At 70.5% G+C, this 21440-nt stretch carries 19 protein-coding genes; 11 read left to right on the top strand and 8 right to left on the bottom strand.

Features of this window, described 5'->3' with window-relative positions; translation table 11 throughout:
• Positions 1-25: 25 nt before the first annotated feature.
• A complete protein-coding gene (locus tag H305_RS0114550) occupies positions 26-1036 on the top strand; it encodes an SDR family NAD(P)-dependent oxidoreductase (RefSeq protein ID WP_234020798.1) in 1011 nt (336 codons plus the stop codon).
• Between the two features lie 70 nt (positions 1037-1106).
• Here the strand turns inward: H305_RS0114550 and H305_RS0114545 are convergent, their stop codons facing one another.
• The gene (locus tag H305_RS0114545; protein ID WP_028801029.1) at positions 1107-2645 is read right to left on the bottom strand and encodes a CYTH and CHAD domain-containing protein; all 1539 of its coding nucleotides are present in this window, start codon (positions 2643-2645) and stop codon (positions 1107-1109) included.
• A 137-nt stretch (positions 2646-2782) separates the two neighbouring features.
• Between H305_RS0114545 and H305_RS0114540 the strand changes: the two genes are divergently transcribed.
• Positions 2783-3385, top strand: coding sequence for a TetR/AcrR family transcriptional regulator (locus tag H305_RS0114540; protein WP_028801028.1), 603 nt, complete (start codon positions 2783-2785; stop codon positions 3383-3385).
• 294 nt (positions 3386-3679) lie between these two features.
• Here H305_RS0114540 and H305_RS45875 read toward each other — a convergent pair whose 3' ends face one another.
• The 5 genes from H305_RS45875 to H305_RS53985 are packed head-to-tail and all read right to left on the bottom strand — an operon-like array spanning position 3680 to position 8140.
• Positions 3680-5146 carry an ABC transporter permease gene (locus H305_RS45875; protein ID WP_158690527.1) on the bottom strand — a complete coding sequence of 489 codons (1467 nt, stop codon included), beginning with the start codon at positions 5144-5146 and terminating at the stop codon, positions 3680-3682.
• Positions 5077-6237: a lysylphosphatidylglycerol synthase transmembrane domain-containing protein gene (locus H305_RS45870; RefSeq protein ID WP_158690526.1), complete on the bottom strand. Its 1161-nt coding sequence runs from the start codon at positions 6235-6237 to the stop codon at positions 5077-5079. Before H305_RS45870 ends, H305_RS45875 begins: the two co-directional genes overlap by 70 nt.
• Positions 6234-6842, bottom strand: coding sequence for a hypothetical protein (locus tag H305_RS53395; protein ID WP_028801027.1), 609 nt, complete (start codon positions 6840-6842; stop codon positions 6234-6236). The genes H305_RS45870 and H305_RS53395 overlap by 4 nt, the downstream gene beginning before the upstream one ends.
• Positions 6839-7732 carry a phosphatase PAP2 family protein gene (locus H305_RS45860; RefSeq protein WP_078629047.1) on the bottom strand — a complete coding sequence of 298 codons (894 nt, stop codon included), beginning with the start codon at positions 7730-7732 and terminating at the stop codon, positions 6839-6841. The genes H305_RS53395 and H305_RS45860 overlap by 4 nt, the downstream gene beginning before the upstream one ends.
• A gap of 9 nt (positions 7733-7741) precedes the next feature.
• A complete protein-coding gene (locus tag H305_RS53985) occupies positions 7742-8140 on the bottom strand; it encodes a patatin-like phospholipase family protein (RefSeq protein ID WP_234020796.1) in 399 nt (132 codons plus the stop codon).
• Positions 8141-8416: 276 nt separating this feature from the next.
• On the opposite strand from H305_RS53985, the gene H305_RS0114510 reads away from it, so the two are divergent.
• The 5 genes from H305_RS0114510 to H305_RS53980 all read left to right on the top strand — a co-directional run bounded on the left by H305_RS0114510 (position 8417) and on the right by H305_RS53980 (position 13690).
• Positions 8417-9145 (top strand): SDR family oxidoreductase, encoded by a 729-nt coding sequence (locus H305_RS0114510; RefSeq protein WP_028801025.1) that lies wholly within the window; start codon positions 8417-8419, stop codon positions 9143-9145.
• A gap of 547 nt (positions 9146-9692) precedes the next feature.
• Positions 9693-10964, top strand: coding sequence for an MFS transporter (locus H305_RS0114500; protein WP_028801024.1), 1272 nt, complete (start codon positions 9693-9695; stop codon positions 10962-10964).
• 159 nt (positions 10965-11123) lie between these two features.
• A complete protein-coding gene (locus H305_RS0114495) occupies positions 11124-12545 on the top strand; it encodes an MFS transporter (protein ID WP_420708067.1) in 1422 nt (473 codons plus the stop codon).
• A gap of 588 nt (positions 12546-13133) precedes the next feature.
• Complete coding sequence (locus H305_RS0114490) at positions 13134-13490, top strand: PRC-barrel domain-containing protein (RefSeq protein ID WP_028801022.1); 357 nt, start codon at positions 13134-13136, stop codon at positions 13488-13490.
• Positions 13491-13516: 26 nt separating this feature from the next.
• Complete coding sequence (locus tag H305_RS53980; protein ID WP_199791400.1) at positions 13517-13690, top strand: hypothetical protein; 174 nt, start codon at positions 13517-13519, stop codon at positions 13688-13690.
• A gap of 457 nt (positions 13691-14147) precedes the next feature.
• On the opposite strand, the gene H305_RS0114480 is transcribed toward H305_RS53980, so the two are convergent.
• Positions 14148-17381: a serine protease gene (locus H305_RS0114480; protein ID WP_028801021.1), complete on the bottom strand. Its 3234-nt coding sequence runs from the start codon at positions 17379-17381 to the stop codon at positions 14148-14150.
• Positions 17378-17710 carry a trypco2 family protein gene (locus tag H305_RS0114475; protein WP_028801020.1) on the bottom strand — a complete coding sequence of 111 codons (333 nt, stop codon included), beginning with the start codon at positions 17708-17710 and terminating at the stop codon, positions 17378-17380. The genes H305_RS0114480 and H305_RS0114475 overlap by 4 nt, the downstream gene beginning before the upstream one ends.
• Before the next feature lie 261 nt (positions 17711-17971).
• Between H305_RS0114475 and H305_RS0114470 the strand changes: the two genes are divergently transcribed.
• The 4 genes from H305_RS0114470 (at position 17972) to H305_RS45850 (ending at position 21391) form a co-directional block, all read left to right on the top strand.
• The gene (locus tag H305_RS0114470) at positions 17972-18295 is read left to right on the top strand and encodes a putative quinol monooxygenase (RefSeq protein ID WP_028801019.1); all 324 of its coding nucleotides are present in this window, start codon (positions 17972-17974) and stop codon (positions 18293-18295) included.
• A 194-nt stretch (positions 18296-18489) separates the two neighbouring features.
• Positions 18490-18981 (top strand): peptidylprolyl isomerase, encoded by a 492-nt coding sequence (locus tag H305_RS0114465; protein ID WP_028801018.1) that lies wholly within the window; start codon positions 18490-18492, stop codon positions 18979-18981.
• A 572-nt stretch (positions 18982-19553) separates the two neighbouring features.
• Entirely contained in the window at positions 19554-20201 is a 648-nt protein-coding gene (locus H305_RS0114460) for a hypothetical protein (protein ID WP_234020842.1), read from the top strand.
• Between the two features lie 227 nt (positions 20202-20428).
• Positions 20429-21391, top strand: coding sequence for an XdhC family protein (locus H305_RS45850; protein ID WP_037763920.1), 963 nt, complete (start codon positions 20429-20431; stop codon positions 21389-21391).
• Positions 21392-21440 lie beyond the last annotated feature (49 nt).

The following is a 21440-nucleotide window of genomic DNA, read 5'->3' as shown; positions in this document are numbered from 1 at the left end:
CACCGCAGACATCGAGGTGATGAAGGTGGCTCGAACCTCACATGCGTCCGGACTCCTGGGGCTGTCCGCACTGGTCACGGGCGGCTCACGCGGGCTCGGGCTCCTGCTGTCCGCACGGCTGGCTCTGCGCGGCTGCCGCGTCACCCTGGTGGCCCGGGACGCGGACGAACTGCGGCGAGGCGCCGAGTGGATCGAGGAGCACACGGGCACACCCGTTTCCACCACCGTGTGCGACGTACGCGATCGGCCGTCCGTCGAGGCCACCGTCCGTCGGACTGCGGACCGGTGCGGCGGCCTGGACATCGTCGTCGCCAACGCCGGGGTGATCCAGGTGTCACCTACGGCGGCGATCGACGGTGAGGCTTTCGACGACGCCATGGCGACCATTTTCAAAGGCGCCCTCAACATCGCCCTGGCCTCGCTGCCTTCGCTGCGCAGCAGTGCCGCCGGCGGCCGACTCGGGCTCATCGGATCGGTCGGCGGCCTCTTCGCCGTACCCCACCTCCTCCCCTATTCGTGTGCGAAGGCCGCGGTGGGAGCCTTGGGTGAAGGGCTGCGCGCCGAGACCGCGGGCCAAGGGGTGAGCGTGACCACGATCCATCCCGGGCTGATGCGCACCGGATCACATCTGCAGGCAGAATTCGGCGGGGACTCCTCCAAGGAGTTCGCCTGGTTCTCGGCGCTCGCCGGCGCCCCTGTCATCTCCATGGACGCCGAGCGCGCGGCCGAACGGATCGTGCGTGCCCTCGAGCGACGGCGACCCCGACTGGTGCTCACCCCGGCGGCTCGCGCCGCCTCGTTCGCCCATGGCGTGGCCCCGGCGTCGTTCACCCGTCTCAACTCCCTGTTGGCCCGCGCCCTTCCGTCCGAGCCCGCCGAAGGTGCCACGTCCGACACGCACTTCACCCAGGGCCGCGACATCGACCGCCGTGCCGGCTCGCTGTCGGAAGCCGTACGCAAATGGGGAAGCGCCCTCAACGACCGGGCTGCCCGCCGCTACAACCAGCAGACGGCGGGCCCGCCCACCAGCGCGTGACTCCGCAGGCCCACCAGCGCGTGACCCCACAGATGGCCTTGCGACCTTGCGACGCACATGGCCATGCGACTCAGCGGCGAAGGCGCTTGCGCCGAGCCGCCGCGGGAACACGCGCCCACGCCTCGGGAAGCTCACGCTCCCGGGCGCCGGCCGCGACCCTCTCCTGGCCGTACAGCAGGCCCCAGGTGAAGCCGGCCTCGCCCGCCGCGTGCGCGGAGACGGCCAGAGCGCGCAGGGTGCCGCAGGCCACGACAGCGTCGTGCTGAGCTCCGCTCACCTGCTGCACGGCCTTGGCGCGCTTGCCGAGGCGCCGCACGGGCTTCCCCAGGGCCGGGTGTGCCGCCTCCGCGGCGTAGCGGACCCTCTTGGCAGCCTTGCGGGCGTGATGGATCGAGGCGTCACGCTCCGGTCCGGCGGGCATGTCGAGCGCCCGGTCCATGCGCTGGGCGAGCCGGTCGTACTCCTTCAGGAGCGCCTTGACCAGGACCTTCTTGGGCCTGCCTGTCGCCTTGGCGCGAAGCGGCGGGGCGTCGGCCAGACGCTTCAGCCGCTCCAGCAACTTCAGGTAGCGGGCCGAACCGAGCGCGTCGAGGGTGCGTCGACGGCCTTCGGCCCGCCGCGCGGCGTCCCAGGCCTGCAGGCGTGCGCCGACCGGGCCGAGGACCAGCTCCACCGGCAGCTCCTGGATCCCGGAGGTCAGCCGTTCCCGGAGTACCTCCTGGTCGCGTTCCGCGCCGAGCTCGCGCGCGAGCCACCGCAGATCCTTCCGGATCGGGTCGGTGATCTCGCGGTCGAGCACGGACCGGTAGGTACGCAGGCATCCGCGCAGGCGGCGGGCCGTGGTGCGCATCTTGTGCACCGCGTCGGGTGCGTCGCGGCGGACCGCGGGGTCCAGGTCCGTGAGGGCGCGGACCAGCCCGTCCACGTAGGTGAGTACGTGGTCGCCGGCGGATCCCGGAGTGATCCGGGCGCGTGCGTCCGGCGTGCGTCGCAGGAGGGGCGTGGTCTCCTCGATCGCCCGGAGCACCTTGGACGGGCTCGGGGCGCGGTCGACGCCGTTCTCGCGCAGCACCTGCTCGACGTCGTCCAGGAGCGCGGGGTCGCCGTCCTCGGCGAGTTCGATCTCCATCTCGTTCCAACTCGCATGCCCGTCGTCGTCGAGCAGCGAGTCGGCATTGACCGTGTCCATGCTCAGTTCTGCCAGGACGTCGCCCTCGGCATCGAGGAGGTGGCTCAGGGAGCGGGTGGAGCGGATGCGCACCACCGGCCGCAGGGCTGCGCCACGTGTGCGGGAGAGAGTGAGCTGCCGCAGTTCGTCGGGGACGTCCACCGATGACAACGGGGCCCGGATCTCCTCACGGCTGTCGCCCGACAGGGGAAGTTTCAGGTGCCACCCGGCATCCGTGCCGCCCGTCCGGCGCCGCAAGGACGCGCGGGAGCGGACGATCCGCAGATCGTCGGTGTCGTAGTAGACGGCGTCCAGCTCCTGCACGCCGCGCTCCGCGAGCGAGGCGACCCCGGCCACACGGGTCAGGCCGGACAGCCATCCGAGGTCGTCGGCCGCCGGCGTCAGGTATTTGCGTTCGGTTTCTCGCGTCGAATGGGCCATACAGACCGCGTTGGCGTATTCGCGAAGCTCAAACCCGTATGCGCCCCTCCCATCGAGGTGCTTCGACCGTCCCCTGTCCACCCGTCGGCACGCTAAGCTAACACGACCATTCGTTTTTTATCGCTTAGGATGGATCCATGCCCAAGGTCACCCCGCAGTACATGGAGGCCCGCCGCGCGCAGATCCTGGACGCGGCACGCCGTTGCTTCCTGCGGGACGGGTTCCATTCGACGTCCATGCAGGACCTCTTCGCGGAGTCCGGTCTCTCGGCAGGCGCGGTGTACCGGCACTTCGCCAGCAAGGAAGAGATGATCACGGCGATCGCCGAGGAGAACATGCGTGAGGTCGTGACGATGGTCCACAGCGTCGCCACGGATCGGTCCAGCAGCTCTGTCGGCGCGATGATGGCCGATGTCTTCGAGATGGTGAAGACCAAGACGGTCGAGCAGAACGTCGCCGGACTGGCAGTGCTGGCCTGGTCCGAGTCCCTGCGGAACCCCGCACTCGCCAGGCAGTTCAACGACCTGCTGGCCCGGATGCGTTCCGATCTCGCCGAGGTCGTCCGAGAGCACCAGGACAGCGGCGCCTTCCCGCGCGAGGCGACTGCCGAAGCGATCGCGGCCACTCTCATGTGCGCCCTGCCCGGCTACCTTCTCCAGTTGGCCATCGGTGGGTCCAAGGACGTGGAGGGAGTGCCCGACGCCTTGCGGGCTCTGTGGCCCGACGCGACCGCGTCCTGACCCTGGGCGGGCACCGTTGACCGGCCATCGGTCCCAGCAGGGGCCACCCCGTCGGATCAAGCCGTTCGGGGCGGCTCTTCAGCGTGCGTTCCGCTGTCATGACGGGACCGTCCAGCCGTGATGGCGGGACTCGGATACGGGCTTCGGGTGCACCACGACGACTCAAGCATGTCGTGGTGCACCCGTATCTGATGCTGCGTTGTGGGCCCGGGCGGGACCCCTTCCGCAGGCAGCGCCGACGCTCATTCACTGCCGGCGCGGCACGGCGTCAGACGGCTCCCGCCGCGGCGCGTCTCAGTGGTCGGCCGCGTGCCGGGCGTGCGAGTGTGCGGGGCTCACTTCCAGCGCCGGCGAGGGCGACTCGGAGTGCCGTTCGGGGGTCGGCCGCGAGGAGGGCGTCCCGGTTTCACTCGCGACCGGGGCTTCAGACCCCGCGACGTCGGTCCTGTCGGGGTGTTGCACAGGCGATCCGTCCGCGACGGTGGGAGTCCGACGACCGAGGGCTACGGCCGTCAGGCCGAGGACGCACCACAGGGCGAGAACGGTGATGTGGCCTTCGGAGCCGTTGCCGTCGAAGTACGCCGTGCTGCGCAGAAGATTCGCACCGGCACCCGGAGGCAGCCACTGGCCGATGGTGTCCACCGCCATGGGCAGCATTTCCGGTGCGGACGTGACACCGGAGAACGGGTTCCCGACGAAGACCATGAGCAACGCGGTGAGCCCGAGCCCCGCGGGACCGGCGAGCGTGATCAGGCCCGCACTGGTCGCGCTGATGGCGAGCATGGTGAGAGAGAGGGCCGCCCACGTGGCCACCTGCTCGTGCGGCAGCGCCCCGAGCATGCCCTGGGCGACCAAGTAGGCGGTGAAGCCGGCCGCCGCGCACGCGGCGACCAGTTCGACGACACGACGCCACCTGGGCATCCGGAGGCAGGACATCGTGAGGAACGACGCGATGAGAATGCTGCATATGGTGAGCGGCAGAACCGCCGAGTTGAACACCACTCCCCGGGGGTCGTCCGCAGAAGTCGGGACGACATCCACATCCGTCACGACGACCTTGGCCGCCGATTCGGCAACGGTCCTTCCGGCTTTGCCCCTTCCGGCCTCGCCCCTTCCGGCTTTGGACCTGACGGACGTCTCGTCGGCCACCGGGGCGTCCTTTGCTGCCGACTTGGCCGCCTGTGCGGCAAGTTGCCGACCGGACGTGTGGATCAGCTGGGCCACGGAGGTGCTCGCCGCGGAGGCCTCCAGCACGGTGAGACTGCCGGGGGTGATGACGAAGGCGCCGTAGACCTCCCGGCTCTTGATCGCGGAGCGCGCCGATGCCTCGTCGGCGTAGAGATGGAAGTCGAATCCGCCCGGCTTGCTGCGGGCCATGCCTTCGACCACTTTCTGGCTGGCCGCGCTCGTACCCACGATCCCCACCGGCAGATCACGCGGCGCGATGCGCGACGCGGGCCACGCGTACGCCATCACGGCCAGCGAGACCACCAGCGGCAGCGCCACGATCACGATGACGGCCCGTCGCAAGGACAGCAATCGCACCAACGGGTTCTTCACGATCATGCCTCCAAAGGCGAATAATTGTTCTTTTTGCCGGGCCGGCTCGGCTCGGCGATCAGGGAAACATAAGACGAATGTTCGTTTTTCTGCATGCCCGCCTGTGCCTACTGGGGCGGATTCCGACCCGGCTATCTCCTCCAGCAGGCCAGGCTCGCTGCCGGGCTCGTCGACGAAGCCGTCGGCAGGGCGCAGGCGCACGGCCCCTGGCCACGGGCCGACCGCCGGCGCTGCCGCAGCAGAAGCACCCATCCCGCGACGCCCACCAGCCCGGGAGTGATCGTCCGATAGAGGAGATCGGCGGCCGTGGCGGTACTGCTGGCCACCCCGCCGTGGTGCAGAGCGAGGACCAGGGCCGCGTCGAGGGCACCGATCCCTGCGGGCAGCAGCGGCATGGCCGAGGCGGCGGCGACGCCGGCCGTGTAGGCCAGCACGACCGTGCCCAACGCCGGCCGCGCGCCCACCGCGTGGCACACGGCGAGCAGACACAGGCAGTCGCCCGCCCAGTTGAGCAGGGCGAAACCGAAGCCCCCCACCCAGAATCGGGCCGGCGGGTGCATCGCCGCCAGTTCGTCGACCAGTCGGTCGGCCGACGCCTTGCCCGCCGAGCCGCGTCGCAGTCTGCGCCACAGCCGGAGAAGGGCGTTGACGGGCCGGCGCAACACCGCGGCGTGGTGGATCAGAACCAGTGCGGCGCTCGTGAGCGCGCAGATACCCCCGACGTGGACGGCGACCCGGACGAGTTGCGAGCCGTCCCCCGTAAGGGTGTTGCCCGCCCCGGCGAGCACGACGAGTGCGACCGTGCTCAGAACACCGGTGGCCGCATGAGTGAATCCGATCTGCGGCACGCTGGCGCCCCAGGAGCGCATGCGGCGCGTCCGGTAGGTGATCGCAACCAGGCTTCCGCCGGGCAGGGTGGCGCCAAGGGCGTTCCCGCCGAACACCGTGGCGACGGCGGAGCCGAGCGCGACACGCAGACCGCCGGTTCCCAGTGCCAGTCGTTGCAGGCGGGCGAACGCCATCATGGAAGCCATCTCGGCGCCGAGGGCCAACAGGAGCCACATCGGCCGGACATGGGCCAACTGGCCCGCCGCACGGCGCGCGTAGGGCGCCACCAGCACCGATTCCGTACCGAGCACGACCACCATGACGCCCGCGGTCAGCACGGTCCGTCGGCGGAAGCGCACCGGAGGGATGAACTCGCCCGTCCGGCAGGCATGTCCGTCCGGCCCGACCGCTTCCGCGCCTGGATCCCGTTCGCCATCCACCCCGGCCTGTCGCGAGTTGCTCATCGCTGCATCGGCCACTCGGGTATCAGGTGGGCCGGACCTTCCAGGTGCACCCGGCATCGCGTGTCTTCCGGGAGGAGCAGCCCCCACAAGCCGGCCGAGAACCGCACGTCGACATCGACGGCTGCGACTCGTCCGGCTCCCTTCTCCGTGACGGAGAGGAACGAGCCACCGATGTTCAGCCGGACCAGCTCGGCGGCGTCGGTGATGCCGTTGAGGGTGAGAATGGCGATCGGGGCCGGGCGGGTGCCGGTCCGGTCGGAGCGGTCGTTGCGAAAGACCCGCAATTCTCCCCTGGAACCGGCGAGTTGCTGTCCCAGGTCCGGTCGGCGCCACCAGGACGGCCGCGAGCGGCCGGCCTCGTCGGCGTCGGCCGTCCGAAAGCGCAGGAGCCCCCCGGTCGGCCCCCCGGAGTCATGACCGATGAGGAAGGCCTCCACCAGTTGCAGCGGCAGATGAGTGGGGCCCTGGCCGCGCCGCCGACTGCGCAGCCAACTGCCGGGCGCACGGCTGCCGTTGCCGGGTCGCGCGCCGGGGGGCCGGGACCCGATGCTCGGGGTGTCCCCGTCGTCCGGGGGTGGCGACTGGGGTGGAACGAAATGGGTCATGTTGAGTCACCTGGGGCACGCTTCGCGGGGGGACTTGTGCGGTGCGCTCTGGAGAGGGCGTCGGCGTTGCGCGGGCCACTCGTGGCCGGACGGGTCTGGGACGCCCGCCCGACGGCAGGTCCGCCGAAGGGATTGATGCGGCCTGCGAGCGTACCGAAGACGAGGATGAGGAGGGCTCCCGCCGCGGCGTCCGCGAGGTAGTGGTTGCCCGTCGCGACGACGACCAGCGTCGTAAGGAAGGGGTAGGCGAGACCGAGCCCTCTCAGCGACCCGCGGCGGGCGTGCCGGAAGAGGAGCCAGCCCGACCACACGGCCCAGCCGACGTGCAGGGACGGCATGGCCGCGTACTGGTTGACGAGGCCGCCCAGCCCGTCCGGCGCGCTGGTCTGCCCGCTCCACCACCCCCACTGCTCGACATCGGCCACGGTGTCGTGGATCCCGGCCCGGGGAAGCAGCCGGGGCGGCGTGGCCGGGAAGCGCCAGAATCCGATGAGCGCGCTCAAGGTGACCGTGGCGAGCCAGGTGCGGGCTCTGCGGTAGTGCTCGGGATGCCTGCGGTAGAGCCAGATCAGTACGGCGGGCGTGACGATGTAGTGCAGAGTGGCGTAGAAGTACGCGGCGAGCACTGCCAGGACAGGAATGCGGTGCAGTACCTCGTTGAGTGACTGCTCCGGCGCCAGATGCACGGCGTCTTCCCAGCGCTGGACGCTCCGGCCGTTGCGGTCCGCGGTGGTGGTCCAGCCCCGCTGCAGCCCCCGGGTGATCTCGTAGACCGCGTAGAGCAGCCCCAGCAGCAGCAACTCCGCCCACCATCGTGGCAGCGCACGTCCGCCCGGTGTTCGTGTGGGATTGGAGGCCAGAGGGCGCGCGGGGAAGGCTAGGTCGACCATCGGACGTCCTCACACCGCGGCCGCGGGCTGCCGGGTGAGCGAGCCCTCGGCCGGCCGGCAGCCGGCCTCGACCAGCAGCGGGGTGTCGCGGAGGCCGATGCCGCTCGCCACGCGGGTGGTGGCCCCGGACAGCCGGATCACCGACCCGCGGACCGCGGCGAGGTCCCGCGAGTCTCGCTCGACGCCGTCGAGTGCGCCGGCCGAGGAGCCCACGACAAGATCGGGCCTGATCCCCGCCCGCGTGAGCGCCCGCAACGCACCGACCTGCGCTGCGCACAGGCTGCCTCCGCCCTGGAGCGCGAGCGCCACGGTGCCGGACGGCAGCGGGCCGGGCACGGCCGGCGCCCCGGCGCCCCCTGGAACCTGGTACGTGGTCATCGCCGACCTACCGGTCTGTGCGGGACCCATGTCGCCTCCTCCTTTCCGAGAACGATCATTCGTTTTTGCGTTCCTCATCCTGCGACATCGATCATCGCGACGTCAAGACGAACATTCGTTTTGCTTAACCGGCACCCGTCCCACCGCGCAGCACCGTCAGACCATGAACACCGCCACGGCAGCCCCACCTGAAGCCAGGCGTCAGAGGCGGCGCGCCCCTCACCGATCAGCACGCCGCCTCTGGCCGCGCCCACTCGATGCCCCGTATGCCATATTGCAGACATATCCTTCGACGAAAGGTGTGTCATGAAGGTCGCGGTCATCGGCGGTACGGGGCTCATCGGATCGCAGGTCGTCAAGGTCCTGAACGCCGCCGGGCACAAGGCGGTACCGCACTCGAAGTCCACCGGAATCGACGTACTCACCGGCCAGGGGCTGGACGAGGCGGTGGCCGGAGCCGACGTCGTCGTCAACCTGACCAACTCCCCGACCTTCGACGAAGCCTCCGCGGCCTTCTTCCAGACCTCGATGGACAACCTCCTGGCCGCGGCCCGGAAGGGCGGCGTCGGCCACTTCGTCATCCTCTCGATCGTCGGCGTGGACCAGGTGCCGGCGCTGGACTACTACCGGGCCAAGACGCTCCAGGAGCAGATCCTCACGGCCGGACCGATCCCCTACTCGATCGTCCGCGCGACACAGTTCATGGAGTTCATGGACGCCGTCCTGTCCTGGACCTCCGACGACGACACCGTCCGGCTGCCCGCCACACCCATTCAGCCGATCGCGGCCAAGGACGTGGCCGAGGCGGTGGCGGAAGTCGCCGCGGGCGCCCCCCTGAACGGCGTGCGCAACATCGGCGGCCCCGAGATCTTCCACCTCGACGAACTGGGCCGGATCACCCTGTCCCGCAAGGGCGACAAGCGCACCGTCGTCACCGACCCCACCGCCGGCATGTTCGCGGCCGTCGAGGGCGACGTCCTCACCGACAAGGACGCCCGCGTCGCCCCCACCCGCTACAGCGACTGGCTTTCCTGAGACGCCGGCTCCCACGCAGGCCCGCGGACACGGCGGGCGGACGGGCGGCAGACGGTGCGAGCGCCGATCCGCCTTCGGCCATGAGCGCTGCAGCGCACGCGGAGTCGCACACGAGGACTGGGAGGCGCGTCAGCGGGCCGCTTTTGCGCACTGCGAGTGCTTCGGCGCGCCCGCCGCCCTGTCCTGCTGCATCCTGCATCGACCGTGACCTGGGGCGGCCCCAGGGGTCCGACGTCGGCATGTATCTGCAGACCGTCATGCTGCTGCTCCGCGCCGAAGGGCCGCACAGCTGCCCGCAGACGGCATGGTCGGCGTGCCGCGAGACCGTCGCGGAGGCCTGTCACCCCCCCCCGACGACCTCATGCTCTTCCGCGGCATGTCCATCGGGTACGAGGACGGCACCGGGCGCCACACCCGGACCTGCCGGGCGCCGCTCGACGAGACCGTCACGTTCGTCGAGCCATAGCCCGGCCGCGGAGCTGAAGTCGCGGCATCGGATCGCAGTTCCCTGACAAAGGATGTCAGGGAAGCTCCGGACACTCGTGGCATGATCCTTCGTCACCGCCCCTGCCGGCCCGAACGGCCGCTCGTGGCCGCCGCGTTCACCACCGCCCTGGGCAACAACGTCCAGCTCATCGTCGGCGCGCTGCTCATGATCAGGCAGCAGCAGACCATGATGGCCGTGGGCTGGCTCTTCATCGCCGTCGCCGGTCCGCAGGCGGTGTTGTCCCCCTTGTGCGGACGGCTGGCGGACCGCTTCGACCGGCGGGCCCTGTGGATCGGCTGCGATGTCACCAGTGCGGTGCTGGCCCTCGCGCTCCCACTGTGGCTGGCCTGCGGTGGTGCACCGGGCGCCGGGATCTACAGCGTCAATCTCGGGCTTTCCGTGGTCAGCGCCCTGCACTTTCCGGCCAGTTCCGCGCTGATCAAGGAACGGGTCCCGGCCGACCGGCTGGGCCGGTTCAACGCCCGCTACGAGATGGGAACTCAGGCGGGGATGCTGTTGTCGGCGACGCTGGGAGGGCTTGGCGTCCAGGCGTTCGGGGCCGAGCCGCTGCTGCTGCTCAACTCCGGAACCTTCGTGGTCTCCGCGCTCTGCGTCCTCTCGATGGGCGGCCGTCCGGACCGGGAGACGGCAACCGGTGCCGCAGAGCACGCGCGTGTCCCGGCAGGGCCGCACGGGCCGCTGCGCGTACGGCGCTTCATCCTGCTCTACGCCCAGGGCAGCGTGGTCGTCACGGTCTTCAACGCACTGCTGCCCACGGCCGTGATCGGCGAACTCCACCTGGGTGCGGCGGCGTTCGGTGTCGTGGACGCCCTCGGGTGCCTCGGCTTCCTGGCGGCCACCGTCGGATACCGGATCGCCAGTAGACGCCACGCGGACCTGCGCATCGCCTTGGTGGGCTTTGTCCTGTGCCACGCGGGCCTCGTGCTGCAGAGCCGGTTCGGGCTCGCCGGCTATCTCATCGGGGTGCCGCTCGGCGCGTTCTTCTTCGGGCAGGCGCGGATCGCCTCCCGCACCATGTTGATGGCCTCGGCCGACGACGCCTCGGTGGGCAGAGCCTTCGGGCTCGCGAACGGAAGCAGCCTGGCGGCGACGGTCGGCGTGATGGTCCTCGTCGCGACGGTCACCGACCGCAGCGACACACGCTACGGCTTCAGCCTCCTCGCGGCGCTCGCGATGCCGGCGACCCTCTCGGCCGGCCTCCTCCTGCGGACGTCGGCCCGAAAGAGCACCCCCGCCGGTCGTCCGGACGCGCCCACCACCGTCCCGTACTCCACTTCCTTGGGGGCCGGAGCCTCGGAGTCCGCTCCATGACACAGGGCGGAGCCCCCGCGACAGCGGTGGACGGGCGGCGCCTGCCGAGAGCGCCTGCCGACACCGTGCCGGAAGAGCCGTAGGTCGTCGACTGGCCGTCGTGGCCGCCCTAGCATGCTGACCTGGTCAGATGTCCGCGGACAGGACGGAGTCGGCGACGTGCCCTTCGCGGCATCGGTCAGTGGCGGCGAGCCCGGGCCCCCTGGACCCGATGCCACGGCCGCACAGCGCTCCACGGCACCGCTGCTGGCGGTGTGCGCCGGATACTTCATGGTCATCCTGGACGTCACCATCATCAACGTGGCGGTGCCCGTGGTGGGCCGGGAACTGTCGGCCTCGCTCACCGGCATCCAATGGATCACGGACGGGTACACCCTGGTCTTCGCCGGGTTCCTGATGTCCGGCGGCGCGCTCGGCGACCGGCTGGGCAACCGGCGCGTTTTCTGTGCGGGCGTGGCGGTCTTCACGCTGGCCTCGGCCGCGTGCGCCTCCGCGCCGGGCACCGCCTTCCTCGTCGTGGCGCGTCTCGTGGAGGGACTCGGCGCGGCACTGATCGTCCCCGGCTCCCTCGCCCTGCTCCAGCAGGCGTACCCGGCGCCGGTGGCACGCTCGCGCGCCTTCGGGCTGTGGGGATCGATGGCTGGTGTCGCGGCCTCCGCCGGACCACTGCTGGGCGGACTGCTGGTGACCACGGCGGGCTGGCGGTGGGTCTTCCTCATCAACCTGCCCGTCGGCATGATCTGCCTGATCCTGACGCTGCGTCATGTCGCGCCGTCCCCCCGGCGCGCCGACCGGGCCCTGGACTGGCCGGCCCAGTGTGCCGTGGTGGCTGCGGTGGCCCTGCTGACCGCGGCACTGAACGAGGCCGGGCGGCGCGGCTGGTCGGATCCCGTTGTCCTCGTCGCGCTCGGGCTGACCGTGCCGGCCGGGGCGGTGTTCGTGGCGCGCGAGTGGCTCGCAAGGCGCCCCGCCCTTCCGCTGCGCCTGCTGCGCTCACGCACCATGAGCGGCGCCGCCGCCATCGGTCTGCTGTTCAACCTCGGCTTCTACGGCATGGTGTTCACGGCCAGCCTGTACTTCCAGCACCAGCGTGGCTTCAGCGCTCTGGAAACCGGACTGGCGCTGTTCCCGGCGGTGGCGATGACCATGTTCGCCTCCGTGCTGTCCGGCCGTCTGTCCCGCCGTACCGGCGATCGCCCGTTGGTGATCACCGGAATGCTCCTGGGCGCCCTGGGCCTGGCCGGCTGGGCCGCGGCCGGGGTCGATCCCGCATACACGCTGCTGGTGGTCCCGATGATGGCCGCCGGGTTCGGCACGTCCTTCGCGCTCACCGGATCCACCGCCACCGTGATGGGCTCGGCGCCGGCGGCGTACGCGGGAGCCGCCTCCGGGCTGTTCAACACCACCCGCCAGATCGGCAGCGCCACCGGCGTGGCACTCGGAGGCAGCCTGCTGGCCACCAGCAGCGACTACGGGTCCGGGCTGCGCGTCAGCATGGGCATCGGTGTCCTCGCCTACCTGACGGCCGCCGCGCTCGCCTGGCGCTGCGTGCCGGCCAAGGGGGACGCGGGCGGGGAGTGACCGTGAGCCGACTCGCGCTGTCCCGACCGGGGCGGGGCCGAACGGCCGACCTGCTCCGGGCCCGGGCTCCGGGCTCCGGACCAGGGCGGAGTCCCCCCGTGTCCGGTGCCTCGCGGTCTACGACATGTCCTGGGCGTGTCAGTCCGGCGGGTTCGGCCAGTTCGAAGTCCAGGGTTTCGCGATGTGTTCGAGTCGGCGGGCGGCACTGCTGTGGTGCGGGTGGAGGGCGTCGGCGGCACACCAGGCTCGCCCTCGCGGTCTGGCGACTGCCGGACGAGTGAGAGCGGACCGCCCTGATTCGCCACCTGGCCGGCCACGGCCAGGGCGCTCGGTCGATGGGGACTCGTCCTCTCCCCTGGTCCTCATCGCCCTCGGACTGCTCATCCTCGCCGAAGGCTGCGCCTTCGGACTGCAAGGCAGCGGGACGCTCCGTGGCCGATACGCCGACATACCAAGATGCCGACACCCGCCCCGCTCGATCCGGTGCCCCGGTGAGTTGTTGGCGGCATTTGACCGTTTCTGAGCAACCATAGCCACTGAGCGCTTCAGAAAAGCGTTCAGGGGTACTCCAGTCTGCGGAGGTTCACGATGTTCGAGGCAGCCGACATCCGCGAGTGGCGCGGTCATGAGGTGAGGGATCCGGGTGGTCACAAGATCGGGGTCCTGGAATCGGTGTATGTCGACACCGCGACGGACAAGCCGTTCTTCGCCACGGTGACCGTCGGCCTGCCCACGCGCCGCCGACTCGTGTTCGTGCCGCTCCCCGGCGCGACCGTCGGCCCGGGCTATCTGACGGTCACCTATGCCAAGGACCTGGTCAGGAAGGCCCCCGCGATCGACACCGACGGCGAGCTGCCCGCACCCGACGAACCGAAGGTCTTCGCGCACTACGAACTCGACTACGCACCGGGCACCGGCGGCGAGCGCCGCCTCGCCCGCCGCTGAGCCGCCGGAACCCGCCAGGAGAGCTGATGAGCTGGTTTCTTTTCCTGATTCTCGTGGCCGTCGTCCTCGGTATCATCGGATTCGCCGTGCACGGCCTCTTCTACCTGCTGATCATCGGCGCCGTCGTCCTGCTCGCCGACCTCGTCTACGCCGCCATGCGCATCCGGCGCGGCGGTCGAAAGCACCGCATCGCGCGCTGAGGCGCCGTCCGCTCCGAGGGGTGAACGGGCCACTGCGGTCCTGTCCGCCCCCTCGGAGCGGACGGCGCCTCAGAGCGGACGGCGCCTCAGAGCGGACGGCGCCTCGGAACGTGATCATGACCTTCAGTCCCTCGCGCTGGTCCATCGCCCGGCAGCCCTCCGGTGTCGATGACGGTGACCGGGCCGCCCGGCTCGACGCGGGCCTGGTGGGCGGCGCGGTAGCCGATTCCGTAGACGTCGGCAGCGACGGCAGCGACGGCAGCAGCGAGTCGTCGACGCCCGCGGGCAGCTTCACCAGCGCGCCCTGTGCCTGCGGCACGCGAATGGCCGGCGGGCGGTCGGAGGCTCTGGCGTGGTGCCCGCTCGGGATGCTCACGCTGATCTCGGGCGGGAGTCTGCAGCGAGCGGCTCGCGAACCACCTGAACGGTGCCCTGGCCAGTCGTACCCGGCTTCCGCTCACTCCCACCTGATCCGCTCTTTCGAGAAGGCGTCGATGCCCCGTATCCGTGCGTCGTCGCGTGAGATGCCTCCCAGGCGGACGACGAGTCCCGGCAGGCGTGCCACGCTCGAGAGGTCCACCGCCGGGCAGGCCACCGAGGGGGCGGTGAGGACGAGTTCGGTCAGGGCGGGGAAGGCGTTCGGCAGGGTGTGCAGGTCGAAGTGTTCCGGGCCCTCCGGCAGTTGGAGCGCCAGGTGGGTGACTCCGTCGTGTACCAGGGCGGCCGGGATCGTGTAGGAACGTTCCGACTGGACGATGAGGTGGGTCAGGGTGGGCAGGCTCGTCAGTTCGGTGAGTGCCTCCACCGCGCCGGCGAAGAGCCCCAGCCAGGTCAGTCCTGTCCAGCCCGCCGTGTGGTCCGCCCAGTCGGTGGGCAGCGCCGCGAGGGTCAGTTCCGTGACGTGCGGGATGGCGGGCAGGGCGTAGCGCATCTTGTCCCGGCTCCGGCCCGTTCTGATCCAGAAGCCGGGTGTGCGAAAGACCTGATGCAATGCGGGGAGCGACGTGCCCAGGCTCAGGGTGGACAGCGTCGTCGCGCGGGACAGCGGCGCGAGGGAGACGTCGTCGGCCAGCACGTTTCCCGTGACCCGAAGGTGCTGAACCCGGTGGTCGAGGGCGAATCCGGCGATGTCCTCCACGGAGCCGGCCCGCGAAACGGTGAGTCTGTCGACGTGTCCCACCACCCTTGCGTGGGTGAGCCGTTCGGCGGTGTCGATCGCCAAGGCCTCGACGTCCAGGCCGGCGAGTACGTCGTCCGCGAACTCGGCGCCGGGAAACTGGTCCCAGGCGGCGGCCAGTTGCGCCGACAGCACTTGGCGCTGGTCCCGCGGAATGTGTTTCAGGAACTGGAGCGACTCGGGGCCCGCGACCTCGCTGGCCAGGTAGACGGCGTGCAGGCACAGCAGGCCGTCCTGCCAGTCGAAGTCGCGCTGCAGAGCTGCCAGCAGATCGGGGCCCACGGCCGTGTACGGGCTGAAGTCGAAGGTCTTCGTCCCGGACTTCTTGGCCACGGTCCGGAAGGACTTGGCCACTCCGGTGATGAGGGATCGCCGGTCGTCCTCGTCCATCTGCACGGCGTAGGGGATGCAGGCCGCTGCCGCCATGCGCATCCGGGCCCGCTGCCGCCCACCGGCGACCCGCCGGAGCTTTCGGCGGAACTGCGCGACGAATTCACGGGTGTCCGCGAGGTTGCACTGGCTCATCGCGAAGTGCAGGACGTCGTCCCAGGTCTCCTCCCCGGCATGCCCGGCCAATTGCCCGAAGGCGCGCTGCGCCACCATGTCGGTCGCGGCGAGATAGTCCTGGAAGGTGCGGTGGCTGAAGCGCAGGCTTTCTTCGGCCGGTGCGACGAGGAGTCCGCTGCGTTGCTGCAGGGCCCTGCGGATCTCTTCGGGACTGTGCGCGCCGGCCTCACGGCCCAGGCTGCCCAGTCGTTGCCCGACCTTCTCGTCGAAGCGGTCCTGGGTGATCTCCCGCTCCCCCTCGGTCGTGAGGTAGCCGGCCACCCAGGACAGGATCGCACGTCGCTGGTCCACGTCCAGGTGCGGCAGCGGGTCGGGCACCTCGCGATCCGCGTCACGCAGGCCCAGCATCATGTCGATGGTGCGGGCGTACAACTCCTGGCGGAATCGCGGAAGCCTGGATCCGTGGACTTCGTGCAGCTTGCAGAGCACGGCGCACAGCAGGGGGGTCGCGGCGAGTGCGGCCAGGTCCGGTGACGCGTTGATGAGTTTGTTCAGTCCCGTCTCCAGGACCGACAGCCGCGTGGTGCGCCGCTCCCGTTCCTCGTCGCCCAGCCAGGACGACCTCGCGCCGAGCTTGGCCGCCTGGTGCCATTTGCGGATGAGCTCGGCTCGCTGGGTCTCGTTGAGTTCGAGGAGCCTCAGCTCGACGAACCCGAGTTCCTTCGGCGGGCTCCATTGGACGAGGGCTTCGGGTCTGCCGGTGACGATGATGCGTACGGACGGGAATTCCCTCAGCAGGTCCACGATCCAGCGGAGTACCCCGTCACGGTGGGCTTCCAGCACCTCGTCCAGACCGTCGACGAGCAGCAGGGCCCGGTCGTCGTCCAGGAGCCGACGGACCCAGCCGTCCGGTGGCCGGGTTCCTGTGGCGATGCGGTTGAAGTCCAGGAAGCGGTCGGGCTCCGGGGGAACCCCGTCGAGGCCCTCCTCCTGCTTCCAGCGGGGCGCGTACATGTCGCGCAGCCTGATGAGGAACGGGACCCGGGCGTTGAACGATTCGAGGGGGCCTCTGCACGACTGGCGTGCCATCGACACGGCCAGCCATTCGAGGAGGGTGGACTTGCCCGCGCCCGGATCGCCCCGCAGCAGCATTCGGGCGTTCTTGGGTATGAGGTGTTCCACCGGCCTGGACTGATCGGTCGACGACAGCCCGAGGGAGCGCAGTCCCGCGTGCAGACTGACGTAGGCGTGCTCGATACCGATGTCGTCCGCCAGTCCGCGCAGGCCCAGGCCGAAGAGCTCGATGTGCCCGTAACGGCGTACCACCTCGCGCCGGTAGACGTCGAGGTAGGCGGCGTCACGGGCGTCCGTCTCGGTGATGGCTCGCGTGACGCGGAACACCCGGTCCGCGAAGGGCACGGCCTCGAAGAAGCCTCCGATCGGTGCGGCTTCCAGCCTGGCGTGTCCCCAGCCTGCGGCATCGCGCACGACGACGCCGACCAGCCAGCGTCCGGCGTGGAAGACGGGAGCGCCTGACATTCCGCCCCAGGGGTGTGCGCCCTGCGGCGGGTGGCCGACGAGTTGCAAGGAGAGGTATCCGTGTCCTTCGGCGCTGTTCGGGGCAATGCGGAAGTCCGCCTCCAGCGGGGCCACTCCGGCGGCCGTCCGCGTCATCACCGCGGGCAGGCCGAGGGCCGAGCAGTCGTCGAAGTGCGCGTCCGCGGCCAGCTCGCTCATCTCGACTTCGGACAGATCTCCTGGCCCGGCGATCTCCTCGGCGGTGAGCAACAGGGCGATGTCGCGCTCGACACGGACCACTTCCGCCCGGGCGGTACGCAGACCGACCATGCGGCACACGCGCAGGTCGTCGTCCGCCACGTCCTTGACGACATGCCCCGCCGTCAGGACGACCCGGCTGTTCAGGAGATACCCGCTGCCGAGCACCCGGTCGTCCCCCGTGGTCACGGCCACGAGATGCGCGCGCCGGGGATGCCGCGCCACGGTCACCGCACGATGCGATGGCCGGCGTCGGCAGTGCCGATCTCGGGGCTGACTCCGGTGGACGCAGACAGGGGTTCGAGGTTGAGCGTGACCCGATGCGTGTGTGCCGTCGACCACCGGCCCTCGGTGTCCGCGGTGACGACCCACGCTTTGACACCGCCCTTGACGCTCTGGTCCCGGGTCAGTGCGACGGTGAATTCGAGCTCGATCGGCCCGATCCGAAAACGGATGTCGGAATCGGGGTCGGCACCGGCTGCTTCGGTGATCTGGGTGCGCAGCGCTCGCACGGCAGAGACCAGGTCGATGGGTGGGCTGTCGTCGGGCTGGCGCGACATGAGCGACCAAATCTCCTGTCTGTGGGCGGAGTTGTCGACTTCCATCATCCTGCACCGGCTGGTCTGTGCACAGACGGTGGGGAAATCCGCTCGCCTCTCAGGAGCAGCCGCAGACGATCCCCTCTCGCGCAGAGACGAACCCGGCCGCCTGCTCCTCGGCCCGGTCGACTGCACGGTGCCCCGCACTCGGCGTAGGTTTTCCCCGGCGTTCACCGGCGGCCGGCGCCGGAGGACGACTCACCACGTACGCAAGGAGCTCTTATGATCTTCATCACCGCCAAATTCCGTGTCCGCCCCGAAGACGCGGACAGGTGGCCGGAGATCGTCGCCGATTTCACGGCAGCCACCCGCGCCGAACCCGGCTGCCAGTTCTTCGACTGGTCCAGGAGCGTCGAGGATCCGACGGAGTACGTGCTGGTCGAGGCGTTCCGCGACGACGAGGCCGGCGCGGCCCACGTCCAGTCCGACCATTTCAAGGCCGCGCAGCAGACCCTGCCGCCCCACCTGGCCGCGACACCGCGCATTGTGAACATGAACATCCCGCAGGACGACTGGTCGCTGCTCGGCGAGATGGCCGTCGACTGACATTCCCAGAGGCGAAGTGCGATCCGCGGGGCCGCGAGGACGGTACCCGAGACGCGGGCGAATCCGGCACTCCGTCCCGGCCGGCCGGGTCTCAGCCCGGGTGACCTGGACGGCGCGTGATCGTGCCGCTTACGCACCCGGCGCCCCGGCCTCATATGCTCGGGGCATCCATTCGATTCCACAGGAGCAGAGCAATGAGCCAGAACGTCTTTTTCGAGGTCACCGCTGACGGCGAGCCGCTCGGCCGTATCGAGTTCAAGCTCTTCGACGACGTCGTCCCGAAGACCGCGCAGAACTTCCGTGAGCTGGCCACCGGCGAGCACGGCTACGGCTACAAGGGCTCCCCGTTCCACCGGGTCATCCCCGACTTCATGCTCCAGGGCGGTGACTTCACCAACCAGAACGGCACCGGCGGCAAGAGCATCTACGGCGAGAAGTTCGCCGACGAGAACTTCAAGCTCAAGCACACCAAGCCGGGCCTGCTGTCCATGGCCAACGCCGGCCCGAACACCAACGGCTCGCAGTTCTTCGTCACCACCATCGTCACCAGCTGGCTGGACGGCAAGCACGTCGTGTTCGGCGAGGTCGTCGAGGGCATGGACGTGGTGAAGGCGATCGAGGCGCTCGGCAGCCGTTCCGGCACCACCTCCAAGAAAATCATCGTCTCCGACTGCGGCACTGTCTGAGGACCTGCTGCTCCGGTGAGGCAGGCAGCCGGGCCCTCGCGCCCCTGCGCCTCCTGACGTCGGCCTCCGCCGCTCCGTCGTGGGGCGGCACGGACACAGCCGCATCGGCCCCGCCACCAGGTCCTGACCGGGTGGCGGGGCCGGCCGATGTCGCGAACCGCTCCCCGACGCGACGTCACACGGCCTTCGGGCCGCGCCCGGACGCAGGCTGACGGACGGCGGCCCGACCGGTGGAGCTGCCCTGCCCGAGGGCGGGAATCGACCGGCGTTTCCCGCACTGAATTGCACTCTCCGGTGGGTCTTTCGGCTTCATGCAGTGGTGATCACAACGACGGCGCACCCGCTGCACAGCCGAAGGGGACACCACCATGAACAGACGTCGACAGCCCCGCCTGGCGAGACGCGCTCGCCGCGTCGTGACGGGCAGAGCGCCCGGCGGAGGACGCAAACCACTTGAGCAGGGCCTCCAGGCGGTCCATGATTCACCGTTCGTGACGACACCGAAGCAGACGACAGCGAAGCAGCAGCTGGTCCGGGCGGCCGCCCGCAACAACGCCGAGTGGTGCGCGGCGATGAGCCGATCGCACGGTCTGACAAGCGAGTTCGGGCAGCACACCTGGACCGCTCCGGCCCGCACGCCGCTGTACTACCCCGACGCGGTGACGCTGCTTCCGGACGCCGACCCGGCCGCGTTGACCGACCGGATCGACACCGACGCGCCCGGCGCCTCCGTCAAGGACAGCTTCGCCTGCCTCGATCTGACAGGGGCCGGCTTCCACGTCCTGTTCGAGGCGCAGTGGATCCACCGCCCTGCCGGTGCATCCGCCGTCACGTCGGATCTCGTATGGGAGGTGGCGGACACCCCGGACACGCTGCGCGCCTGGGCCCGGGCGTGGGATCGAGGCGAGGGGAACGCCGGCCTCTTCCGGCCCGAACTGCTCGCCGATCCGGCCACGTCCGTGCTCGCCGGACGCTCGGCCGACGGCCGCGTGGTCGCCGGAGCCGTCGCGAGCCGCAGCGACCGGGTCGTCGGTGTCTCCAACGTCTTCGCGGTGGACGGCGGCCCTGACAGGGCCTGGCCGGGCGTTCTGGGCGCGGTGCACCACCTGTTTCCCACCCTGCCGGTGGTCGGCTACGAGCACGGCGACGATCTTGCGTCCGCCGTGCGACACGGCTTCGAACCGATCGGCCCGCTGCGGGTCTGGCTGCACGGCGGGTGACCTGCTCCAGGCGCGGCCCGACCGCCCGTCCCTCGCCCCCCTCCCTCGTGCCGCTGTCCGTCGCGTGCGGCGCGGGCGTCCACCCGTCGCGAGGCTCGGGCCGAGGCGCAGGCTCGTGGCGGCAGGGTTCGCTGCGGCCCCGGGGCCTTACTAGAATCCTGGGCACGGCGCCCCGCCCACCAGGCGACTTCGCGGCGCCGACGCCCGGCACGAGGAAGGCCGCGACCATGCGTGAACTGGCCGACACTGCGCGTCAGTGGGCGACCCAAGGACGGACGGGCGTCCTTGCCCGTCCCCTCGCCGAGCAGGGCTTCGGCCCCAGGCACCCCGCGGACGCGCTCCTGATCGACGAGGACGGCCGGTGCCACGGCACGCTCTACCGCGGCGCGTTCGACGAGTACTTGGCGGCGGAAGCCACCGCCCTCCCCGCGGGGCACACCGCGAGCGTGCGTACGGTGTCCGTCCACGACGAGGGTGTGAAGCAGGCCGGTCTGACGTGTGGTGGACAGGCCGAGATCCTGCTGCAACCCCTCGACGCCGTTCCCGCCCGGTGGTGGGACCTGCTGGCCGAGGGTGCCGACGCGGCGCTCATCACCCAAGTGGACGACAGCCGGGCCATGGCCGCCAGCACGGTGACAACACCCGAGGCCCCCGGCACGGCCGACACGGACGGCCCCGCGCCGGCAGTGGATCGCGCACGGGAGCTTCTCGCCCGCCGCAGGGCCGGCCGCGACACGCATTACGCCGACGAAGGGCTCGTCCTCATCGAGACCTTCCCGGCCGTACCCCATCTCGTCGTCGTCGGAGGGGGCGAGCTCGCCGACCTGCTGGTCACGCAGGCGCGCCTGCTGGGCTGGGACGCCACGGTGGAGGCCGGCGCGCGGGAGAGCGTCGGCCTGCTTGCCGAGCGCCCGGCCGCCGCCTGCCTGGTCGTCCTCAGCCATGAACCGGATGTCGATGTCCCGGTCCTGTCCGCGGCGCTCACCACGGGCGTTCCGTACGTGGGTGCGCTGGGCTCACGCCGCACCCAGGCCCGCCGTGCCGCGGAGCTGACCAAGGCCGGCCTCGGCACGGAGCACCTCGACCGCATCCACGGACCGATCGGTCTCGACCTGGGTGCCCGCACCCCGGCCGAGACCGCTCTGGCCATCTGCGCCGAGGTGCTGGCCACGCTGGACGGACGGGTGTGAGGCACGGATCGTGCGCACGGGCAAAGACCGAGATACGCGAACCTGTCGG

Origin of the sequence: Streptomyces sp. 142MFCol3.1 (assembly GCF_000424945.1) — a bacterium.
Classification (GTDB): Bacteria; Actinomycetota; Actinomycetes; order Streptomycetales; family Streptomycetaceae; genus Streptomyces; species Streptomyces siamensis.
The sequence above is the reverse complement of the archived record's forward strand: the minus strand, read 5'-3'. Positions and strand labels throughout refer to the sequence as shown.